The organism is Planktothrix mougeotii LEGE 06226 (genome assembly GCF_015207485.1).
GTDB lineage: Bacteria > Cyanobacteriota > Cyanobacteriia > Cyanobacteriales > Microcoleaceae > Planktothrix.
Genome location: NZ_JADEWU010000019.1, coordinates 1 through 22,435, shown reverse-complemented (window position 1 = coordinate 22,435; position 22,435 = coordinate 1). Strand labels below are relative to the sequence as shown.

Here is a 22,435-nt window from a genome sequence, read left to right as displayed (position 1 = left end):
GATAAGTGATTAAAAATTCTCTTCCTAACTCCTAGTATCCATTAGAGGCATCTTTTTCTGGTTTCTTTTTATGAAATTGAGGGCATTTTTATGACTCGTGGGATTTATATTACGGCTAACGATAAATTTACAGATCAAGCGATCGCTTTACTGAATAGTATCCGCGCTTACGATAACGAAACCCCTGTTGTTTTGATTCCCTATGATAACAATTACCATCAAGTTGCTGAACGTTTACAACGAGATTATGGTGTACAAGTGTATGAAGATTTAGACTTTATTGAACGACTCTCCATCAAACTTCAACAAATTTTTGGAGAAAAATTCTTTGCCCGTCCTAATCAATTTCGCAAGCAAGCTTGCTGGTTTGGGCCGTTTGATGAATTCTTATATATTGATACCGATATTGTTGTTTTTGAAAAAATAATTGACAATCTTAATTATTTTTCAAACTATGATTTTCTCTGTTGTGATTATCAACACGCTGGCGGATTAACCAACGTTTTTACACCCGAAATTTACAATGTATTTAGCCCAGAAGAATTAAAAGATATGTTTAATGGAGGCTGGTGGGCTTCTAAGAAAAACCTAATTTCAGAACAGGATTTATATGAAACCTTTGCCGAATGTGCAGCCCACCCAGAATATTTTGATTTTTCTCAAAAAACGTCAGACCAACCTATCATTAATTATATGATTTTGAAGCGGGTTAAACGGCGATTTAATTTAGTCTTAGGAGAAAATAAAGGCCCCGGAAATTGGGCAGGAAGCAAACATTTTCAACAGGATGGCTATCGATTAATTGATACCAAAGTTAATCAACCTCTGCAATATCTTCATTGGGCTGGAATTCGGATTGAACCGGGATGTCCTTATTGGGATATTTGGGAACATTATCGCTATTTACACGAACCCAAACCTGATACTTTACCTCAATCTCAACCGAGTCAAAATCCTTTTCAAAAAACCATCCTAAAACTTAAAAATAAATTTCAATCATTCTTTTAAAAATCTCTGAATTTCATGCCAAATTTTCTCTAATACATTTTCTAAACTATGATCACTCTCCATTTCCACTAATTTTACCCAAGGACGTTGGGCTGAATAATTCCGACTGGCTTGAATTGAAATAACATCATCATGAATTCCATGTATTATTAAGGTCGGAATTTCGCACTGTAACTGTTGATCCGAATATTGAGATAAATCCTCAATAAATTGATAATGCAAGGGTAAATTTCGTTTTTCTGCATAATGATAAATGGATAAATCCCCTTGGTTTTTCCATTGCTTTAATTTTTCTGTTCCTAATTTCAGAACCCATTCTGATAAAAAATTAAAAGCAGGAGCGAGTAAAATTAATTGTTCAACCGATAAATTTTTTTCCGCTAACCAAGCTGCTGTTAATCCCCCAAAACTTGATCCGATCACCACACAGGGAGAAGCAGATGGAAAAAGTTCTGATTCAATCTGTTGGAGTTGTCGAGTTAAAGTTAAATGGGAAAAATCCCCTTGATTCAAATCAGGAATGTTTAAATTAATATCAACAGATACAAAGCGATCGCGCAAATATTGAGCTTTTGTGGAAAAAGGGCTAGATGCAAACCCATGTAAATAGATGTAAGTTGCCATCTTCATTCCATCCCTATCAGTGATTGGATTTCTGATTTTATCCCTTAGAAGTTTAGCCCCTTTTTCCAAATTTTAGCGATCGCGACGAGAATTTTGACGACGTTCTTGCATCAAATCCGCTAGTTGACTGCGTTGTTCTGGGGTTAAAACTTCTCGCATTTTCAACATCATATCAAACTGAAGTTGTCCCATTTGTTGTTTCAAAACCATTAGCTGATCATGCTTTTGACGGATTTGACTTTCTGAGGCATTTCCTGACATCAACTCATTTAATTCTTTTTGAATCTGACGCATTTGTTGTTGCTGTTGCTGCATTTTTCCCTGATATTCCTGGCGAATCCCTTGGAGTTGCTGCTGTTGTTCAGGGGTAGGATTCAGCGCATTCATAAGTTGGCCTGAACGCTGATTCATGGGGGGTTGATTTCCTTGGCCTTGCGCTAACGCTTCAGCCATCCCAGGAGTTGAACCGGCGAACAGAGTAGTCATTGACAACCCCAAGATTGTGCCTAGAGTAAGTGAAATCGGATGACGGAGGAACATAATAGTACCTGAAAAAAAGTTATATCTGATTGTAATCGGTTCTTCAATTAATGACTGATAGCTTGCTAAAAAGTTCTCAGGCTAGACCCCTCGACTACGCCGAAATCCATAATCTGAGTTAGCTAATCGTGAGTAAGTAAGCTTCGTGAAGCTGAAGATTAGGAATCGTTAGTCTTACCACTTGATTGCTGACTGCAACATTATCCTGTCGGAGTGTGACTAATTCTTTAATGACTTGTTCCCCAGAGTCAGGAATTCGTTGTACTCTCAGCGTTAAATTTCCACTGGAGTTCGCTAAATTCAATTGTTGTAAATTTTTCAGAACTAAGGTGACTCCAGCCGTCGGTGCAGAAAAGGCTTGTTCAAAATAACCAAACACAATTTGAGCTTTTTTTTCACTATTAGAACGACTCGCTAAGGCAACAATTTTAGGGTTATCTGCCTGACTCAGAACCCGTGAGTTAAAACCATCTGCATAGGCTTTATACACCCACCAAGCGGCTCTGGGTAAGGACTGATCGGGTGTTACCAAACCATCTAAACTATTATTAAAACAATTGTTTGTTCCACTGGTATTGTTGACTGGCTCCCAGCAAGCTTTTGCTGCTCCATCAGCCCGTCCCAATTCCGTATAGTAAAGATATCCTAAAATTTCCGCAGGTCGATATTGGGCTGTAGGGCCAATAATTTCATTGACATAAATTTTTTGGATTTTTAAACTTTGATATTGGGGATTTTGTTGTAAACTTCGACGAGCGTTATTGATTCGAGCCGCAATCGAGGTAATATCTTGATCATTAAGTTCATGCCACGATAAAAAATTGACTTCTAAATTATTAGCTTTGCAATAATTTAAAAAAGCTGTGAGGAAATTTTGATCATATTTAGCGATACTAGGGCCACCAATCATCACATTGGGGCCTAATTCTTGACGTAATACTTGGTAAGCTCGTTTATAGGTTTGAAAAAATTGTTCTCTTGTACCTTTCCAAAAGGGATCTCTTAAGTCGGGTTCGTTCCAAACATCCCATAATATAACTTTATCTTTATGTTGTCGGGCAATTTGTCGAACGTGTTCTTCCCATTTCGCATAATTATCATAGGGCCATCCTCTCGGTGCGCCATAGCCCCAGGTATCACTTAAAATTAATTGAAATTGAGCCCCCAAGGCAATGACTCGCGGATACAAATCGAGTTGTGATGTCCTCCACAATTTAGGTTGTAAGGGCTTAATCATATTATCTGGCGGTTGAGTGGCATTTTTTCCATATAAAAAGCCACTGGCGGAACTAATTCCGGTTCTTGGGGCTGCAAAATCAATCGTAATATTATTTTGTTGTTGTCCTAAAACCTGAAACTGTCCTATTCCTAAAACACTGAACAATGCCAATAGACCAATAAAAACCGGGATAATTTTTTTGAGTTTGAATTGAGGTTTTCTGATCCTGAGATGCAATGAATTTAATCGGTTTAATGGCATGATAAACTATGACTTAAAAACTCTTAACTGATCACTGATAACTGATGATGCGGATACTTGATAACTGATTAAGCTGATTCCGGTTTAGGTAAAGAAGAAGGATGTAATAATAACTCCGCGGTTGATCGTTTTTCTACCATTTCCCGTGTAACTCGACAGCGTTTTAAATCTTTACGCGAGGGAATTTCATACATCACATCTAACATTAATTCTTCAACAATTCCCCGTAACGCTCTCGCGCCTGTTTTGCGACGATAGGCTTCCTGAGCGATCGCTCTTAAGGCATCTTCATCAAATTCTAACTGCACATTATCCATCCGCAGTAATTTTTGATATTGTTTGACTAATGCACTGCGAGGTTCCGTTAAAATAGCCACCAACGCATCTTCATCTAAGGGTTCTAAGACAGCTACCATCGGTATCCGACCAATCAATTCAGGAATTAACCCAAATTTGACTAAATCATCCGGTTCCATGCGTTTGAGGGCATCAACAGTGCGTTTGTCTTTCCCTTGCCCTTCTCCGGGCTGGACAAACCCCATTGACTTTTTACCCGTTCTCTGATCCACCAGTTTATCTAACCCCACAAAGGCGCCACCACAGATAAACAGGATATTACTGGTATCAATTTGAATACAATCTTGATAAGGATGTTTGCGTCCACCTTGGGGGGGGACATTGGCAATGGTTCCCTCTAACATTTTTAACAGGGCTTGTTGTACCCCTTCCCCGGATACATCCCGTGTTATCGAGGGATTTTCACTCTTCCGGGCGATTTTATCAATTTCATCAATATAAACAATTCCCCGTTGCGCTTCTTCCACATCAAAATCGGCAACCTGTAACAACCGCAACAGAATATTTTCTACATCTTCCCCCACATAGCCCGCTTCCGTTAACGTTGTCGCATCAGCAACCGCAAACGGTACATCAAGCATTTTGGCCAAGGTTTCCGCCAATAGGGTTTTCCCACATCCGGTGGGGCCAATTAAGAGAATATTTGATTTTTGTAACTCCACATTATCTTCGGTTGGTCGTCCGGCGGCTTTCGTTTGCACAAATCCCAAACGTTTATAGTGGTTATAAACAGCAACCGAGAGAACTTTTTTTGCCTCATCTTGACCAATAACGTGTGAGTCCAGATAGGATTTAATTTCTCTCGGTTTAGGAATTTGATTTAAGGCCACTCGTCCCGTCCGTTGCCGTCTTTGGGGAGGTGGGGCCGATTGGGGGCGAGCCGAAGGAGAGGGTGCTGCTGCCGAACTACTGTCAAATAACTCCTCATCTAAAATTTCATTACATAGCTCCACACATTCATCGCAGATATAGACACCTGGCCCTGCAATTAACTTGCGAACTTGCTCCTGGGATTTGCCACAGAAAGAACATTTTAGATGGGAGTCGTACTTAGACATAGTTGCCTCATCTTAGGTTGCGGGAACAGACTCTCCGGGAATCGGAAGACTTTGGGTGCTGGAGATCACCTTATCTATTAGACCATATTCTTTCGCATCTTCAGCAGACATATAGAAGTCCCGTTCGGTATCTTCCTGAATGCGTTCAATGGGTTGACCTGTATGTTCAGCCAGTAACTCATTGAGAATACGCTTATGATACAGAATTTCTTTGGCTTGAATTTCAATGTCTACTGCTTGCCCTTGTGCTCCCCCTAAAGGTTGGTGAATCATAATTCGAGAACTGGGCAGAGACATCCGTTTACCAGGGGTTCCTGCTGCTAACAGAAAAGCCCCCATACTTGCCGCGAGTCCATAACAGATGGTGACAATATCCGGGCGGATTTGCTGCATGGTATCAAAAATCGCCATCCCTGCGGTGACAGAACCCCCCGGAGAGTTAATGTAAATTTGGATATCTTTTTCTGGGTCTTCGGCTTCCAAGAACAACATCTGGGCCGTGAGGGCATTCGCCACATCATCATCAATGGGTGTTCCCAGAAAAATAATCCGTTCTCTCAACAGACGGGAATAAAGGTCAAAAGCCCGTTCCCCCATGCCAGACTGTTCAATCACAATCGGGACAATATTACTCGGAGACTGGGTTTCCAAATGGGTATCGCTTATGACCCCGTGATGGGAATAGTTATGAATGCGGTATTGGGAAGACTCAGAAAATATCATTGCTTTTTTCTAAACCTTAATTGTTTTCGGGGATCAAAAGAATACTCGTTTTGATCTATTATGCCTTAACTTGAGGTCTGTGGAACAGGCATCTTGCCTGTTAAGTAGGGTGTCAGGTGTCAGTAGAGGGCTGGGAAACCCAGCCCCTACTCCCCCTGTTCAATACTATTCTTCCTCTTTAGTGTCGAGTTCTTCGTCCTCTTCTTCCTCTTCGTCTTCGAGTTCCTCTTCGTCTTCTAAAGGTGTTAACGTTCCTTCAGGAACTAACTCAATGGTGGCGTGTTCTTCCAGCAAAGTGTAGGTTTTGTTCTGAAGTAAATCTTCAGTGACAAAGGCGCGTAACCGTTTGGGGTCAACATCTTGACCTTCTAGTTCTTTGAGAACCTTAGCTTCTTCGGCTTGAATTTCTTCATCCGTAACGGTTAAAGATTCCTGTTCAGCAATAGCTTTTAAAGCTAAGGAACGCTTCAACGCATCAATTGCTTCTGGACGAGCTTGTTCTCGTAAACGAGGCACCATTTCACCAGTGAATAACCGTTTCACATCCAACCCCATATTGCTCAACTGCATCACCTGTTGAGTAATCAGTCGGTCAACTTCTTGACGAATCAGGGTTTCGGGTAAATCAACTTCCAGGGTTTCCACCAACGCATCGACTAACGCTTTGCGTTTATTGGCTTTGGTTTTCTCATCTTTTTCCCCTTGAAATCGTTTTTCTAAAGATTCTCGCAGTTCCGCTAAAGTCGAAAATTCGCTGACTTCTTCAGCAAACTCATCATCTAATTCGGGCAGTTCTCTTTCTTTGAGTTCATTCAACGTAATGGTAAAGGTCGCATCCTTTCCAGCAACGTCTTCATCCCCATATTCATCAGGAAATCTCAGATTTAAGGTTTTGGTTTCTCCAGGGTTCATGCCAAAAATCCCCTCGACAAAACCCGGTATAAACCGCCCTTCCTGTAATTCCACCTGAAAATTATCGCCTTTAGCGCCCGGAATTTCTTTGGGTTCCGCTTCTTCAGACTCTTGGGCAAAGTACCCTTGAAAATCGACAAACGCCACATCTCCCTCTTGGGCAGGTCTACCTTCAACCGGAATTAACGTTGCTCTTTTTTCCTGTTCCCGTTTTAAGACCTGTTCCACCTGTTCGGGGTCATACTTAGCTTCTTCTGCTTGCACGCTTAAGCCTTTGTATTGACCCAGTTTGACTTCGGGTTCGACATCCACAGCTACTTGAATGGTCAGGGTTTTTCCGGGTTCAAATTGCTGGAGCAGGTCATCAATCTCGCCCCGGGGTTCAAAGCTGCCAATCGCTTGAATGTTCTCTTGTTCAACAGCTTTAGGTAAATACTGGTTCATTAAATCATCCAAGGCGGCAGCCTTAATGCGTTCCTGGCCCAAGCGCTGGATGAGAATGTGGCGAGGCACTTTGCCTTTGCGGAACCCAGGAATATTCACCGAACGGCTCATACGCTGAACCACTTGTTCATAGGCGTTTTTAGACATTTCCGGTGTAATCTCAATGTCCAATCCAATTTGACTTGCGGGAAGTTTTTCCTGGGTTACTTTCATCAGAAACATGGGTAGAAACCCCGTCCTTCTAGGACGGCTTTACATTTCCCCTTTCGGGGTAGAGGGGTATGGTTGCCCCTCGGTGGAGATCTGGTTGTCTCCTAACACCTATTTCTAGGGTCAACTATCACTGAAGGTGAGGCACGTTGGCGCGTAGCCTGCGCTCCGCGTGTAGCCCCGTCGCTTCAGCGCAGGGTGCTGACAATCGTGATATTCTGAATTAAATACCCCCACACATTTCACTCGCGGGGGAACTATAATCTGGGGTTAGCAAGTTAAGATTGCTAGAAATCCAGTTGTGTACTTAAAGAGTGATCGTAACTGATTATGCGCCCTTGTGTACCCGTTCGTTAGATTCTGTTCCGTTTTGGGAAGAATGAGAACGGCTAAACTACAATGAAGAAGGGAGGTTAAGCCTCCCCATAAATGAATCGATACCCTAAACATTTTGTTGGCTATAAAAATTTCAATTTATTAAAATTGCGAGTTTTTGATTACGGAGGTTAAAATTTTGTCAAATTCATATCGAGTTGCCATTTTAGGGGCGACGGGTGCTGTGGGGACGGAGTTAATGGAACTCCTGGAAAGTCGGAATTTTCCAGTAGCCGAGTTAAAATTATTAGCTTCGCCTCGTTCAGCAGGAACCTCATTACCTTTTAAAGGGGAAACTTTACCCGTTGAAGTTGTATCGGAGGAGTCGTTTCACAATGTTGATATTGTGTTAGCCTCCGCCGGAGGATCTACTTCTAAGCTATGGGCCTCAAAGATAGTGGCAGCCGGAGCGGTGATGGTCGATAACTCCAGTGCCTTCCGCATGAACCCAGATGTGCCCTTAATTGTCCCTGAAGTCAACCCAGAGGCGATTAACAACCACAAAGGGATTATTGCTAACCCCAACTGCACGACGATTTTAATGACGGTAGCGATTTGGCCGTTATATCAGGCACAACCGATTCGTCGGATGGTGATTTCCACCTATCAATCTGCCAGTGGGGCCGGGGCCAGAGCTATGGAGGAAGTGAAGCAACAAGCGTCCGCTATTTTAGCCGGAGAAACACCGAAAACGGAAATTTTTCCCTATCCGTTAGCATTTAATCTCTTCCCCCACAACACCCCCATTAATGAGTTAGGGTATTGTGAAGAGGAAATGAAAATGATCAACGAAACCCGGAAAATTTTTGGGGTGAATGATCTGAGGATTTCGGCAACTTGTGTGCGGGTTCCCGTATTACGCGCCCATTCCGAAGCGGTTAACTTAGAATTTGAGCAGCCCTTCAGTGTGGAAAAAGCACGGGATATTCTCAGCACAGCGCCGGGAGTGCAACTGGTGGAAGACTGGACGGCAAACTATTTCCCTATGCCCATTGATGCCAGTGGCCGTGATCCGGTATTAGTGGGTCGCATTCGTCAGGATTTGTCTCATCCCTGTGGTTTAGAATTGTGGCTTTGTGGCGACCAAATCCGCAAGGGTGCAGCGTTAAACGCCGTGCAAATTGCTGAATTATTAGTGGAAAAACAACTCCCGTGGAACAGGCATCTTGCCTGTTAAGTAGGCATCTTGCCTGTTAAGTAGGCATCTTGCCTGTTAATTAGGGTGTCAGGAAGAGGATAAGGGTACAGGGGGAGTAGGGGGTGAACCGGGAGCGATCCCGAAGCACGGCAGGAGGAGGAGATAGGGTCAGGACAGACACTTCTTCGGGTGAAACCTAGAACCTGAAACCTGAGACCTGAGAGAGATGACTCATGTAGGATACAAGATAACTGATAGAAGACAAATGGTAAGTTTTGGAAGAGTTATAACGGCAATGGTTACGCCGTTTCATGAAGACGGTAGTGTGAATTACACAGTGGCGGAACAGTTAGCCGCCCATCTAGTAGAGCAAGGAACGGATGCTGTTGTTGTGTGCGGAACAACGGGAGAATCTCCGACCTTGACTTGGGATGAAGAACACGAGTTGTTTCAAGTCGTGCAGAAGGCTGTGTTCGGAAAAGCCAAGGTGATCGCGGGAACGGGATCAAACTGCACCCAAGAGGCAATTCATGCGACTCAAAAGGCGGCTAAACTGGGATTAGATGGCAGTTTACAGGTTGTCCCCTATTACAATAAACCTCCCCAAGAGGGTTTGTATCGTCATTTCCAAGCGATCGCTCAATCGAGTCCCGATTTGCCGATAATGCTTTACAATATACCGGGACGCACTGGACAGAATCTCCTGCCGGAAACAGTGGCACGTTTAGCGGAGATTCCGAATATTGTGGCGATTAAGGAAGCGAGTGGCAATTTAGAACAAGTGAGCCAGGTGCGACGGTTGACACCTTCTGAATTTAAGATCTACTCTGGGGATGATTCGTTAACTTTACCGATGTTAGCCGTTGGCAGTTCGGGGGTGGTCAGTGTTGCTAGTCATTTGGTGGGAAGGCAACTCCAAGAAATGATACAAGCCTTTGAAGCAGGCCAAGTGCAAGTGGCAACCGAGATCCATATCCGGTTATTTGGGTTGTTTAAAGCCTTGTTTCTAACAGCAAACCCGATCCCCGTGAAAATAGCACTCAATTTGCAAGGCTGGAACGTGGGATCAACCCGTTTACCTTTGTATGATCCAAGCGTGGAAGTCACCAACACATTAAAGGACGTGCTGAGTCAGTTAAATCTTATCTGATAGTTTCGATCAGTTTGTAGCGATGGGTTCTGTAAGGAGGGTTTAACGATCTACGGCTGAAAAAACCAGATCAATCTGTAGAAACGTTTGATACATAGAGACGCGCCAAAAGCCTTACGGCATGGCTCCGCCCAGGCACGTCTGTACAGGGAACAGGGAACCCGAAGGAATAGAAAAACAGTCCCCTGATCCGACCGTAGGAGCAGCACAGAATTTTGGATTTCCGATTTTCTATTCTTGATCGCTCTGATTTTCAATTCCCTTTCGTCCCATAACCCCCCTACAAAAAATGAGCAGGATTTATAGAATGAATAACGATGATCAGCGATGTTTTGTCCCCATCCTAAACGGTCCTTAAATCCTGGCAAAGTTTTCTAGGTTTCTGACAACTAAATACTGAACAGAATTGACAGAATTTATCAAGTAATCACGAGGGATCCTGTAAATTCTGGAAATTCTTAAATTCAGCCCTTATTTCATTGGTAAACCATTAACAAAAAAAAGGAAAGAATCAGCATGATGAGAACCGGTAACACCCCAATTATTAGAAAAAGAACCTCTGCTATGACTTCAGAACCTTCCACTCCTGTGTTTAACTCCGGGGCTCTGAGAATTATTCCTTTAGGGGGATTACATGAAATTGGAAAAAACACCTGTGTGTTTGAATATGAAGATGAAATTGTGATTTTAGATGCCGGGTTAGCGTTTCCAACGGATGGAATGCACGGCGTTAATATTGTTTTACCGGATGTGACCTATCTACGGGAAAACCGGGAAAAAATTAAAGGCATGATTGTCACTCACGGCCATGAAGATCATATTGGTGGTATTCCCTTTCACCTCAAACAATTTGAAGTTCCGGTGATTTATGGCCCTCGATTAGCGATGGCATTGTTACAAGGAAAATTAGAAGAAGCCGGAGTTGCAGAACGCACAGAATTAAGATCCGTTCGTCCCCGTGAAATGGTGAGAATTGGAAAATATTTCTTGGTCGAATATATTCGGAATACCCACTCCATTGCTGATAGTTTTACTGTTGCGATTACGACCCCTGTTGGTGTGGTGATTCATACGGGAGATTTTAAAATTGATCATACTCCGGTAGATGGAGAATTTTTTGATTTCCAACGGTTAGCCGAATATGGAGAAAAAGGCGTTCACTGTTTATTAAGTGACTCCACAAACGCTGAAATCCCAGGCTTTACGCCTTCTGAAAGTTCCGTTTATCCCAATTTAGAACGAATTTTTGCCCAAGCTCAGGGTCGAATTTTAGTCACTACTTTTGCTTCTTCGGTTCACCGTCTGAATATCATTTTAAATATTGCCCAAAAGCAAGGTCGATTAGTGTCGGTGGTGGGTCGATCTATGTTAAACGTAATTGCTCACGCTCGGACGTTAGGCTATGTCAAATGTGAAGATCGGTTGTTTGTCCCTTTGAATTCAATTAATGGCATTCCCGATGATAAATTGCTGATTTTAACAACCGGATCTCAAGGGGAACCGTTATCTGCATTAACCCGAATTGCTGAAGGTGCCCACCGTCAAATTGGGATTAAAAAAGGCGATACCGTTGTCTTCTCAGCGAACCCAATTCCCGGTAATACGATTGCAGTCGTCAATACCATTGATAAATTGATGATGCAGGGGGCAAATGTGATTTATGGTCGGGAGAAAGGAATTCATGTTTCCGGTCATGGATGCCAAGAAGATCAGAAATTAATGTTAGCCTTAACTCGTCCGAAATTCTTTGTTCCGGTTCATGGAGAACACCGGATGTTAGTTCAACACCAAAAGACGGCTCAAAGTATGGGAATTCCCCCCGAAAATATGGTGTTAATTGATAACGGTTTTGTGGTAGAATTAACCAAAGAATCGATTCGGATTGCCGATAAAGTTCAAGCCGGAATTGAACCCGTAGACTCCTCTCGCTCTGGCGTTGTTAAAGATGAAACCATGAAAGAACGACGTCAATTAGCAGAAGAAGGAGTTGTTACTGTAGCGGCGGCGGTTGGAACTGATGGTAAGTTATTAGCAAGACCTGAAATTCATTTGAAAGGGGTCGTGAATAGTGTTGACCAAGGTTCTATTCAACAACAATTAAGCCAAACTATTGAGAATGTTTTAACGGAACGTTGGACAGAATTCGCCCGTACATTTGGTACGGAAACGAAGGAAATTGATTGGGAAGGGTTAAAGACTCAAATTGAACGTTCTATTCAGCGTGTTTTGCGTCGAGAAATTCCCAGTAACCCTTTGTTAGTGTTATTAGTACAAACCCCTGAAGGAGAACAAGAAACTTCAGCAAAAGTAACGGGTCGTCGTCGTCCTCGCAGTACCGCACGAGTCGCGTCTTAGACTTAGAAATTCTTCAGAAACTGGGTTTGTGACCTCTCCCCCTAACCCCCTCTCCTCCAAGGCGAGGGGAAATTTTTCTTAAATCCTAAGTAAATGTACTGATACCCCAGGACATTGTGATCAAAATCATGGAAATTGAGAGATTTATTTCACTGGGTTTTTCGGGTTAATCACTGATGATGGTATTCAGTTAATTCAGGAGAACCCAACTTATGCTACCGTTAAATCTAGTGTTAAATTTGGATAGGGATTTTACCACAGTTCAGGATATTACAACAGAAATTCATCATTATTTAAGAACTTCCGCCTCTATTATTGCTTCCTCATCTTATTTGCTCCAAGTCGCTTTGACCCAAGAAAAGAAAGTTGCTAAGTCCCCGGTAGAATATATCACACTGATTCAAGATGCAGCCCACTGTTTAGAAAACAATTGTTATCGGGTGATAGAAACAATTAATCAAACCAATTCTAATAGTTTGGCTCTTAACCGCATTCGGTTATATTTAGATAAAATGATCTGTTTTTGCCAAAAAATTTTACTAGATTTAGAGACGCTTTTAAATTCTAAGTATCTCGGTGAACTCAATTCTGTAAACGAAAAGTCGGAACTGATCAATTTAGTAGCGGGTTTAAATCAATGGGCGATGCAGATGACGGATGTGTTAAGTTCTCAGCGATTTAATGATTATGTTCAACAGTTTGCTCAAGGTTTGTTAATGCAGTCTAGCGACAATGGCTTTGGGGAGTATCAATCTGCATGATCATATTAATCCTCAATTTTTATAGTATAAAACAAGGACATGGTGTGAATCATGTCCTAAAAAATATCTATTAATATTAAACCCAATTAACCTCCCGCCACCGCCGGAACAATACTGACTTCATCTCCTGTTTTAAGTTCAGTGTTTGCCCCTTCTAAAAAGCGAATATCTTCACTATTGACATAAAAATTCAAAAATTTACGGGGTTTTCCCTCATCATCACAGAGACTTTTCTTAATCCCTGGACATTGGGTTTCTAAGGAATTAATTAATTCCGAAATATTAGAAGCTTCACACTCAATTACGGCTTCATTGTTGGTGAATTTTTGCAGGGGTGTGGGAATTAAAACTTTAACAGTCATAGGTTCAATCAAACTACAAATGAATGGTTTTAGGTCAGTAGAAACGTTTCCAAGAACGCCTCTACTGCTTGGATATTGTAGGCAAGTTTGGGTCTAACACCTTAAAGGCTAAACTAACACTTGTTGCCATTCCAGACGATCTAAAGTGCGAGCCCGTTCAATCGCCCGTTCAAAACTTTCTAATTTCGGTTCAATGGTTAAGGGTTCACCGACATCCCCTTGCACGGCTTCTTGGGTTTTTAAGCCATTGCCTGTAATATAAACAACGGTGGTTTCTTCAGGGTCAATTTTACCCGCTTCTACCAATTTTTTCAAGACGGCAATCGTGGTTCCCCCTGCGGTTTCGGTAAAAATTCCTTCCGTTTCCGCTAATAATTTAATCCCTTGAATGACTTCTTCATCGTTGACGCATTCAATATTTCCGTTGGTTTTGTTCGCTAATTCAACCGCATAAACTCCATCAGCAGGATTGCCAATGGCAATGGATTTAGCAATGGTATTGGGTTTAACCGGAGTAATAAAATCTCGTCCTTCTTTAAAAGCAGAAGCCACTGGAGAACAACCTTCTGCTTGTGCTCCACTGAAACGCACGGGTTTGTCATCCACTAAACCGACTTTGACGAATTCTTGAAAACCTTTATGAATTTTGGTAAACAGGGAACCGGAAGCAATAGGAGCGACAACATGGTCGGGTAATTTCCAGCCCAGTTGTTCAATCACTTCATAGCCAAGGGTTTTTGATCCTTCAGAATAGTAGGGACGCAGGTTAATATTCACAAAGCCCCAACCATGAGTATTCGCCACTTCTGAACACAGGCGATTAACTTGATCATAATTGCCTTTAACGGCCATTAAAATCGGATTGTAGATTAAGGTTCCTAAAATTTTACCCGCTTCTAAGTCTGCCGGGACAAACACACAACAGTCCAGACCCGCTCTTGCAGCAATGGCGGCGGTGGAGTTGGCTAAATTTCCGGTACTGGCGCAGGAAACGGTCGAAAAGCCTAATTCTCTAGCCCGACTCAGAGCAACGGACACCACCCGATCTTTAAAACTCAGGGTGGGCATATTCACAGCATCGTTTTTAATATAAAGATTTTTCAAACCCAGGCGACGGGCTAACCGTTCTGACTTAATCAGGGGGGTCATTCCGGTTCCAACATCAATCACATTCTCAGTAGCGACAGGAAGAAACTTGCGATAACGCCAAATGGAGTTAGGGCCAGCTTCAATGGTAGCGCGAGTCACGGTTTGGCGGAGCAGGTCATAGTTATATTGAACTTCTAGGGGGCCAAAACACACTTCACAAACGTGCTTGGCTTCGGGGGCGTATTCTTCGCCACACTCTTTACATTTGAGTTTGTCAAAAGTCGCCCCGGTTAAGTTTAAGTTGTTGGTGGTTGCCTGAGTCATGACCTGTCCTCCACTGAAAATCCGATACTGGAATGTTGAAAACAAAGTATCACAGTCTACAAATAGCCGTCAATCATACCCGACTATTTTTGTCGGGATTAAAATCGAGTTGAACAATTTCTGGTCAAGATTCACCGCTCCGTCTCCTGAATCCCTTCATTGATTTAGTGAGACTCCGGTGATTTCTGAACTCAGGGGGTATATAGTATACAACTACTGAGAGAACTCAATTAACCTAAAATCTAAAGATGTTAACCTAAAACACCATCTAAGAAATGTTGGCTGAGGAGTATCGGTAAAAAACAATTCTTGATATGATATCGCGTGTTATTGGTGTGGTGTGGTGTGATAAGGAGTGATCGATGCCGAGTTCTGTTGATTTCACTGGCAGGCCATTTCACTTCATCGGGATTGGTGGGATTGGAATGTCAGCCCTCGCCTACATCCTAGCGAAGCGAAAGCTACCCATTTATGGCTCCGATATTCAACGTAGCCATATTACTCAACGCTTACAAGCGTTAGGCGCTCAAATCTTTTGTCATCAAGATGCAAGCAACTTTGAGTACATTAAACAATCCCTAGATGAAGGGAATCCCAAACCCAGTTCCCCAAGGTCACGAGGAGTAGAGTTATCAGTCTGTGAAAATGGATTGAACTCCCGGTCTGCTTCCGTCATTCAAGCGGAAACTTTGAATTCTAATGGCCAGACCAAACGGTCGCTAGAATTACCCCAGGTGATTTGTTCTACTGCCATCCATGCGGGGAACTCCGAATATCAAGCGGCTTTAGAGTTAGGTTGTCCGATTTTCCATCGTTCCGATTTACTAGCCGCACTGATTCAAGATTACCAAAGTATTGCTGTGGCTGGAACCCATGGAAAAACCACCACCAGCAGTATGATTGCCTTCATGTTGCTCAACGCAGGTCTTGATCCCACAATTCTAGTTGGGGGAGAAGTGGATGCGTGGGAAGGGAATGCTCGTATGGGTCAGGGGCCTTATATGGTAGCTGAAGCCGATGAATCCGATGGTTCCCTGGTCAAAATTACGGCTCAAATCGGCGTAATTACCAATATTGAGTTAGACCATCCCGATCACTATGAAACCCTAGACCAAGTAATCAATACTTTTAAAGTTTTTGATACAAACTGTAAAACCCTAGTGGGTTGTATCGATTGTGCAATCGTACGGGATCAAATTCAACCCAGTATTACCTACAGCCTGAATCCTCACACAGAAGCTGATTACACCGCCAAAGCCATCCAATATAGACCCAATGGTATCTATGCTCAAATTGTGGAAAAAGGCAGTTTCTTGGGAGAGCTAGAGTTAAAATTGCTAGGGCAGCATAATCTCAGCAATGCCTTAGCTGCGATTGCGGTAGGACGCCAGTTAGGAATGGAGTTTTCCGTCATAGCCAAGGCATTAGCGGAATTTGAAGGAGCCAAACGTCGTTTTGAGTACCGAGGGTGTCATAACAACATCTTGTTTGTAGACGATTATGCCCATCATCCCAGCGAAATCCGCGTCACCCTCGCCGCTGCCCGGCTTCGGATGCAAGAAAGCACCTTAAACACTCAACCTCACCTTCAGCGTATTGTTGCGATTTTTCAACCCCATCGGTATAGTCGAACTCATGCCTTTCTGCAAGATTTTGCTCAGTGTTTTAGTGACGCTGATGTTGTTGTTCTCACCGAGATTTATAGTGCTGGGGAACCTAATCTTTGGGAAATTGACGGGCTCATCGTAGCAGACTTGATTGCCAATTACCATCCTCAAGTGTTATATCAACCGTCGATGGAAGCCCTGAAGATCGGTTTAGCACAACTATTGCAACCGGGTGATTTAGTTCTGTTTCTCGGTGCGGGCAACCTCAACAAAATTATTCCAGAAGTCATGGCATTTTATCAGACTTCCCCAAATACTGGTGGGATAGAGCCAGAGTGCCAACACGCCCTTTTGGATTGAGTTGATAGTCAATCGGTGATTTACATCCAAGTTCTAAGGTATTCATTTCGATATGGTCATGACACTTTCTTATGACTCTCCCGGTCAAACGAATTGCAAAGTTCCACGCTGCATAGTCTTACCGGAAACAGACTGTTTGATTCAATCTTTAGTTCCTTTAACCACCTTGACATCCTTTCGGGTTGGAGGGCCCGCCGAGTGGTATGTCGCACCTAAAGGGGTAGAACAACTCCAAGAAACCCTGAGTTGGGCCAATACTGAAGGATTGCCCATCACCCTACTCGGCGCCGGATCAAATTTACTGATTAGTGATCAAGGGTTGTCGGGATTAGTGATTGCAACTCGCCATTTACGTCATGCCCAGTTTGATGTAGAAGCTGGGTTACTCACGGCTGGGGCTGGCAGTTCCCTGCCTCGTTTGGCTTGGAAAGCGGCTCGTTTGGGATGGCGAGGGTTGGAGTGGGCTGTGGGTATCCCTGGAACCATCGGTGGTGCGGTGGTTATGAACGCAGGTGCTCATAAATCCTGTACCGCAGATATTTTAGTTAATACTCACGTTCTATCGAGGGCTGGAGACTTACAACTCCTCACCCCTAAAGATCTAGCCTATCGTTATCGAACCTCGATTTTACAAGGAGGTGATCGGTTTGTGACTCAAGCCACCTTCCAGTTAGAACCGGGTCATGATCCCCAGAAGGTTCTAGCGGATACAACGGCTCATTTTAATCACCGTCGCGATAATCAACCTTATCATCTACCGAGTTGTGGCAGTGTTTTTCGCAATCCTGGCCCGAAAGCGGCGGGTTGGCTGATTGAACAAACAGGTTTAAAAGGCTATACCATTGGCCAAGCTCAAGTTGCTGAACGCCACGCCAATTTTATTCTCAATTGTGGGGGAGCAACGGCGAACGATATCTTTTCGTTAATTCGTCATATTCAAGAACAAGTTGAACGGCAGTGGTCGTTTTTATTAGAACCGGAGGTTAAAATTATGGGTGAATTTCAAGTTTGTTAATCTTTATGTTTGATCCGGTTGGGGGTAATTTCTTCCCCCAGGATGCAGTTAATCAGCCCCAAAAAATGCTACTATAGCTTACCTGTCTGCGGTTCACTTTAATCAATATTCAAGGCGTTCTCGGCGCTACAGGAACAAACTATGACACAAGATAAAGGATTTGGTTTTGGTCTAGGCAAAATGAAAGAACTCGCTGATGCCTTCAAAAAGGCGCAGCAGGTTCAAGAGGGAGCGAAAAAGCTTCAAGAAGAGCTTGATGAGTTGGAAATTCTTGGGGAAGCTGGAGGAGGCTTGGTCAAGGTTTACTTAAGTGGAAACCAAGAACCCCGTCGGGTCGAAATTTCACCGGATGTCTTAGGAGAAGGTGCTGATGTCCTTTCTGATCTGGTTCTCGTTGCCATGCAAGAAGCCTATGTAAACTCTACGAAGACGATGCGGGAACGGATGGAAGAACTGACAGGAGGTTTGAATTTACCTGGATTAGGTTAAAGTCTCAAGGACAAGGGAGAAAGAATCGAGGGGGAGAAGACGCGGAGAACAGTTAAAAACCTGCCTTTTGACTAAGCTACAAATCTCACAGGTGGCTTCTCTACGGCTTCTAACTCCTCATTTTTTAACTTTATTTTTAACTTTATTTTTAACTTATGCCTTACAAACTCCTCTTTGTTTGCCTGGGTAATATTTGCCGTTCTCCGTCGGCTGAGAATATTATGAATCATTTAATTGATCAGGCAAATTTGAGCGATCGCATTATTTGTGATTCCGCCGGAACCTCAAGTTATCATATTGGCAATCCCCCAGATCGACGCATGACCCAAGCGGCAAACCAACGGGGAATTAAAATGACCGGAAAAGCGCGTCAATTTAAACGAGATGATTTTGAACACTTTGATTTAATCTTAGCAATGGATCAAGACAATTATCAAAATATTCTCTATCTTGATCCATCAGGGAAATATCGCCATAAAGTTAAATTAATGTGTGAGTTTTGTCGTCATCACACCCTAAAAGAGGTTCCAGATCCCTATTATGGGGGAGCAGAAGGATTTAATCAGGTGATTGATTTATTATTAGATTCTTGTGCTGGATTGTTAGAATTTGTGATTCAAGAGCAAGGATTAAAAGATTTCACCGCCTAGGTTTGCTGCCTCAGTCTTTGTCCTAACTATTCTGACAAATACTGATAGAAAGGCGGTAAAAAATTCTTCTACTGAATATAAATTCGTTCTGCCGTCTCTTGGTCTAAGGTCGCACGAGTTCTACCAATTTTAATAATATAGGAAGGGAACTTCTGCTCTAATTGAATATTAATTCCGGGCATAATTCCCAAGGCCATTAACTTTCTCATTAAGGCTTCATCCTCTGTTTTTAAGCAAGAAATGATTCCTGTTTTTCCCGTTTTAACCGATGATAATGCCATCATTTAAAAACTTACTCCTAAAATATTTAACGCTAAGTTAGTGCAGTACCCAACAAGAAATGCAAAGGGAAAGATGAAGGAAGTCATTAATATTGTTGTTAGGGTTCCTCGTTCTTTCAACATCATTTGTAATTGAGCAATACAAGGTAAAAACAACGTCAACACAATGGCGGCAATAAACAGTTGATTTCCATTAAAAATCCCCTGTTGCTGCATATCAAATAATCCCGCCGCCCCATAATCTCGTCTGAAAAAGCCATATAAGAAAATTGGTGCTGCTTCCGAGGGAAGTCCTAAACTTAAGCTAATCGGTTCTAACCCGCGAACTAAGATATCAAATAACCCCGTTAATCGTCCCAACCAGATTAACACGGATGCAAAAATAAATAAAGGTAAAATTTCATAAAAATACCACTTCATTCGCACCCAAGTTTTGATCACAATATTTCTAAATTTAGGAATTCTTAACGGCGGAATTTCCATATAAAATCCCGCCGGTTTTCCAGGGAGGAGTTTTGAAGTTAAAAACCCCATCACCAAGAAAATAACCGTTAAAAATACAGCCCAAGCGATTAATGCCATTGGTTTTTGGGATAATAATCCCACAATTACGCCCCATTGTGCCGCACAGGGAATCGCTAAGGACAGTAAAAAAGTCGCAATTAATCGTTCTCGATTAGTTTCTAAGGTGCGCGTTACCATCGTTGCCATCGTATCACACCCAAACCCTAAAACAATTGGAATTACAGACCGTCCTGATAATCCAATGGATTTGAATACCCGGTCTAACATCAGAGATAATCGGGGTAAATAACCGCTATCTTCTAACAGGGAAAACATTAAAAAGAACGTAGCAACAACGGGTAAAACGATTGCGGTCGCATAGCGAATTCCCAAGGTAATAATCCCATAGTCATTTCCGATTAAATCCTGTATCGGTTCCCAAGGAAAAATTAAGGCTGTTATCTGATTAACAACGGGATTAATCTGTTGTTCAAAGAAGGTTTCAATCAGATCAACTAAGGTTCCCGCCCCAAATTCTCCAACAAATTTATAAACTCCATAATACAAAATAATCAATAAAATTGGAAATCCAGTAATCGGATTAACGGTAATTTGATGGAGTTTTTCAGTGAATAGAGTTTTTTCCTGGGAAGGTTCAGAAACAACGTCTTTTTCTAGGTTCCAGGCTTGTTCTTGGCGAGTGTGGGCGATGGCGGTAGAAACAGGTTCTTTTAATTGATTTTGGGTTGTTGTCAGAATTATTTCTACCTCTTGATATCGTTGTTGATCCTGTTGAAGCAATTGCCAAAGGTTGGGATCTTTTTGCAGCAGTAATAACGCTAAACTTCGCCGAGAAATGGCATAATTATCAACCCAATTGGGGAGAGAATCTTCAGAAAATAGAGACTCGATTTGCGTGATAGCGCTCTCGATGGGTTGCGGATAAATCACGGGACTCAACATGGTCTACAATCCTTTGTTTTAACTGGCGTAATCCTTGGTTTAAAGCGGCGGCCATTGTGACAATGGGGATACCTAATTTTCTTTCTAAATCTTCAGTTTCAATCCCTAACCCTAATTGTTTGGCTTCATCCATCATATTGATAGCGAGTAACACAGGTAAACCGGTTTCCATCAGTTGAAAGGTTAGGGGTAACATTCGACTTAAATTTTTAGCATCCACAACATGAACGACTAAATCAAACCATTCGTTCATTAATAAATCTCTGGATACTTTTTCTTCTTCAGTAATTGGAATTAAAGAATACATTCCAGGGGTATCCACAACGGTAATCGGGGTATTACCCAATTTAATTTCTCCCCGTGAGACTTCTACCGTTGTCCCTGGATAGTTAGAAACGGTAACATAAGTCCCCGTTAAGCCGTTAAAGACAACGCTTTTACCGACATTTGGCATTCCAACTAAGGCAATTTTGGGGATTTTGTGGGGTTCTGTCAATTTTTCCGGTTGTTTCTTGAGATATTTTCTCAAGAATTTAGGCAAAAACTGGGGAGAGTGACTTGAACAGTGGGCGGAACATTTGTGACATTCCATAATATTGAGTTCCAAATGAATAAATATTTAGCTTACACCCGATTTCGTTGATTTCGCTTATTTTGCTTTCGGCATTGAAGCTCAACAGTGGGAGCGTCCTCCCTCGCAAGCGAAGAGAGATCTTGCTGCGTGTATAAGTTCTATAGGTGAATTATAGAACCAATCTCGAACAAAACGAGTGAAGAACTGTAAATATTTTTAAGAATCCTAGAGAATTGTTATAATAATTCCCGAAAATTGTGATTTTGTGATAGTGGAACAGGCATCTTGCCTGTCAACCTGTCAACCTGTCAACCTGTCAACCTGTCAACCTGTCAACCTCTGTAAACGCTAGGCAGTCTATCATTACTTATCACTATAAAATGTCAAGAAATCAAGTTGTGTTTTAGAGCAAACCGGATCAACTCAGCCCGATTATTACTATCGGTCTTTCTGAATAAACTACTAACATACTTTTCTACAGTTCTGGGACTAAGGTGTAAATGATCACCAATGGCAATATTAGACAGCCCTTCTGCTAATAAATCCAGCACTTGCTGTTCTCGTTGGGTTAGACTAATCTCCAAGGTTGGCTGTGACTTCACCGCTACAGGTTCTAAAGCCATATCGGGGACATCAATCACCGTATCGGCCAAACGGACTCGCCATTCAGACTCAATTAATTGCGATCGCTCTAATAAAGAACGAATCACCACCCCCAACTCTTCCAACTCAAAGGGTTTGGGTAAATAATTATCACATCCTAATTGATACCCTCGGATGCGTTCTTTCGTGCTGGTATGAGCGGTTAAAAAAATCACCGGAAGCAGACGAAAGACAGGACGAGCGCGGACTCGCTTGATTAGTTCATAGCCATCCATCTCAGGCATCGCAATATCTGTGACGATGAGGTGGGGCTGATATTGCTCCACCAGGCGCAGTGCCTCCTGACCATTCTCTGCGGCAATCACTGAATAACCGGAAATGTCCAGGTAATCACTAATCGAGAGACGAGTCCCTAAATCATCATCAACAACTAAGATTGTTAAGGGCATAGGGACGCTGAAGAGATGGGGGGACAGGGG

21 protein-coding genes are annotated in these 22,435 nt (G+C 42.5%); 9 read left to right on the top strand and 12 right to left on the bottom strand.

Translation table 11 applies throughout. The annotated features are described in order from the left end of the window. Positions 1–90: 90 nt before the first annotated feature. Positions 91–1,008: an Npun_R2821/Npun_R2822 family protein gene (locus IQ236_RS10545; protein WP_193869221.1), complete on the top strand. Its 918-nt coding sequence runs from the start codon at positions 91–93 to the stop codon at positions 1,006–1,008. On the opposite strand, the gene IQ236_RS10540 is transcribed toward IQ236_RS10545, so the two are convergent. The 6 genes from IQ236_RS10540 to tig all read right to left on the bottom strand — a co-directional run bounded on the left by IQ236_RS10540 (position 997) and on the right by tig (position 7,359). Next, a complete protein-coding gene (locus IQ236_RS10540) occupies positions 997–1,632 on the bottom strand; it encodes a YqiA/YcfP family alpha/beta fold hydrolase (protein ID WP_322744112.1) in 636 nt (211 codons plus the stop codon). The two genes, IQ236_RS10545 and IQ236_RS10540, sit on opposite strands and share 12 nt — an antisense overlap. A 72-nt stretch (positions 1,633–1,704) precedes the next feature. After that, on the bottom strand, positions 1,705–2,118 hold the full coding sequence (locus IQ236_RS10535; protein WP_190515339.1) for a Spy/CpxP family protein refolding chaperone: 414 nt from the start codon (positions 2,116–2,118) through the stop codon (positions 1,705–1,707). A 172-nt stretch (positions 2,119–2,290) separates the two neighbouring features. Continuing rightward, positions 2,291–3,562 carry a GH39 family glycosyl hydrolase gene (locus IQ236_RS10530; RefSeq protein WP_228041541.1) on the bottom strand — a complete coding sequence of 424 codons (1,272 nt, stop codon included), beginning with the start codon at positions 3,560–3,562 and terminating at the stop codon, positions 2,291–2,293. Between the two features lie 158 nt (positions 3,563–3,720). Beyond that, entirely contained in the window at positions 3,721–5,067 is a 1,347-nt protein-coding gene (gene clpX / locus IQ236_RS10525; protein ID WP_193869218.1) for an ATP-dependent protease ATP-binding subunit ClpX, read from the bottom strand. A 12-nt stretch (positions 5,068–5,079) separates the two neighbouring features. Further along, positions 5,080–5,790, bottom strand: a complete 711-nt coding sequence (clpP, locus tag IQ236_RS10520; protein ID WP_193869217.1) for an ATP-dependent Clp endopeptidase proteolytic subunit ClpP — start codon at positions 5,788–5,790, stop codon at positions 5,080–5,082. Between the two features lie 165 nt (positions 5,791–5,955). Then, entirely contained in the window at positions 5,956–7,359 is a 1,404-nt protein-coding gene (gene tig, locus IQ236_RS10515; RefSeq protein ID WP_193869216.1) for a trigger factor, read from the bottom strand. 511 nt (positions 7,360–7,870) lie between these two features. Between tig and IQ236_RS10510 the strand changes: the two genes are divergently transcribed. The 4 genes from IQ236_RS10510 to IQ236_RS10495 all read left to right on the top strand — a co-directional run bounded on the left by IQ236_RS10510 (position 7,871) and on the right by IQ236_RS10495 (position 13,135). Then, positions 7,871–8,908 carry an aspartate-semialdehyde dehydrogenase gene (locus IQ236_RS10510; protein ID WP_193869215.1) on the top strand — a complete coding sequence of 346 codons (1,038 nt, stop codon included), beginning with the start codon at positions 7,871–7,873 and terminating at the stop codon, positions 8,906–8,908. Positions 8,909–9,134: 226 nt separating this feature from the next. After that, positions 9,135–10,019: a 4-hydroxy-tetrahydrodipicolinate synthase gene (gene dapA, locus IQ236_RS10505; protein ID WP_193869214.1), complete on the top strand. Its 885-nt coding sequence runs from the start codon at positions 9,135–9,137 to the stop codon at positions 10,017–10,019. Positions 10,020–10,583: 564 nt separating this feature from the next. After that, entirely contained in the window at positions 10,584–12,374 is a 1,791-nt protein-coding gene (locus tag IQ236_RS10500; RefSeq protein ID WP_228041539.1) for a ribonuclease J, read from the top strand. A 212-nt stretch (positions 12,375–12,586) separates the two neighbouring features. Then, the gene (locus tag IQ236_RS10495; RefSeq protein WP_193869212.1) at positions 12,587–13,135 is read left to right on the top strand and encodes a hypothetical protein; all 549 of its coding nucleotides are present in this window, start codon (positions 12,587–12,589) and stop codon (positions 13,133–13,135) included. 86 nt (positions 13,136–13,221) lie between these two features. Here the strand turns inward: IQ236_RS10495 and IQ236_RS10490 are convergent, their stop codons facing one another. After that, complete coding sequence (locus tag IQ236_RS10490) at positions 13,222–13,497, bottom strand: MoaD/ThiS family protein (protein ID WP_193869211.1); 276 nt, start codon at positions 13,495–13,497, stop codon at positions 13,222–13,224. 108 nt (positions 13,498–13,605) lie between these two features. Continuing rightward, entirely contained in the window at positions 13,606–14,910 is a 1,305-nt protein-coding gene (thrC, locus tag IQ236_RS10485; RefSeq protein ID WP_190515356.1) for a threonine synthase, read from the bottom strand. Between the two features lie 362 nt (positions 14,911–15,272). Here thrC and murC point away from each other — a divergent pair, with 362 nt between their 5' ends. The 4 genes from murC to IQ236_RS10465 all read left to right on the top strand — a co-directional run bounded on the left by murC (position 15,273) and on the right by IQ236_RS10465 (position 19,031). Beyond that, on the top strand, positions 15,273–16,877 hold the full coding sequence (gene murC / locus IQ236_RS10480) for a UDP-N-acetylmuramate--L-alanine ligase (RefSeq protein ID WP_193869210.1): 1,605 nt from the start codon (positions 15,273–15,275) through the stop codon (positions 16,875–16,877). Between the two features lie 52 nt (positions 16,878–16,929). Further along, entirely contained in the window at positions 16,930–17,892 is a 963-nt protein-coding gene (gene murB, locus IQ236_RS10475) for a UDP-N-acetylmuramate dehydrogenase (RefSeq protein WP_193869209.1), read from the top strand. A 141-nt stretch (positions 17,893–18,033) separates the two neighbouring features. Beyond that, positions 18,034–18,381 carry a YbaB/EbfC family nucleoid-associated protein gene (locus IQ236_RS10470; protein ID WP_193869208.1) on the top strand — a complete coding sequence of 116 codons (348 nt, stop codon included), beginning with the start codon at positions 18,034–18,036 and terminating at the stop codon, positions 18,379–18,381. A 155-nt stretch (positions 18,382–18,536) separates the two neighbouring features. Further along, positions 18,537–19,031 (top strand): low molecular weight protein-tyrosine-phosphatase, encoded by a 495-nt coding sequence (locus tag IQ236_RS10465; protein WP_193869207.1) that lies wholly within the window; start codon positions 18,537–18,539, stop codon positions 19,029–19,031. A gap of 68 nt (positions 19,032–19,099) precedes the next feature. Here IQ236_RS10465 and IQ236_RS10460 read toward each other — a convergent pair whose 3' ends face one another. From IQ236_RS10460 to IQ236_RS10445, 4 genes are all read right to left on the bottom strand, one after another. Continuing rightward, positions 19,100–19,315 (bottom strand): FeoA family protein, encoded by a 216-nt coding sequence (locus tag IQ236_RS10460; protein ID WP_190515365.1) that lies wholly within the window; start codon positions 19,313–19,315, stop codon positions 19,100–19,102. After that, on the bottom strand, positions 19,316–20,779 hold the full coding sequence (locus IQ236_RS10455; protein ID WP_193869206.1) for a ferrous iron transporter B: 1,464 nt from the start codon (positions 20,777–20,779) through the stop codon (positions 19,316–19,318). It abuts the gene before it with no gap. Then, on the bottom strand, positions 20,709–21,371 hold the full coding sequence (locus tag IQ236_RS10450) for a FeoB small GTPase domain-containing protein (RefSeq protein WP_193869205.1): 663 nt from the start codon (positions 21,369–21,371) through the stop codon (positions 20,709–20,711). The genes IQ236_RS10455 and IQ236_RS10450 overlap by 71 nt, the downstream gene beginning before the upstream one ends. Positions 21,372–21,736: 365 nt before the next feature. After that, entirely contained in the window at positions 21,737–22,405 is a 669-nt protein-coding gene (locus IQ236_RS10445) for a response regulator transcription factor (protein WP_190515370.1), read from the bottom strand. Positions 22,406–22,435 lie beyond the last annotated feature (30 nt).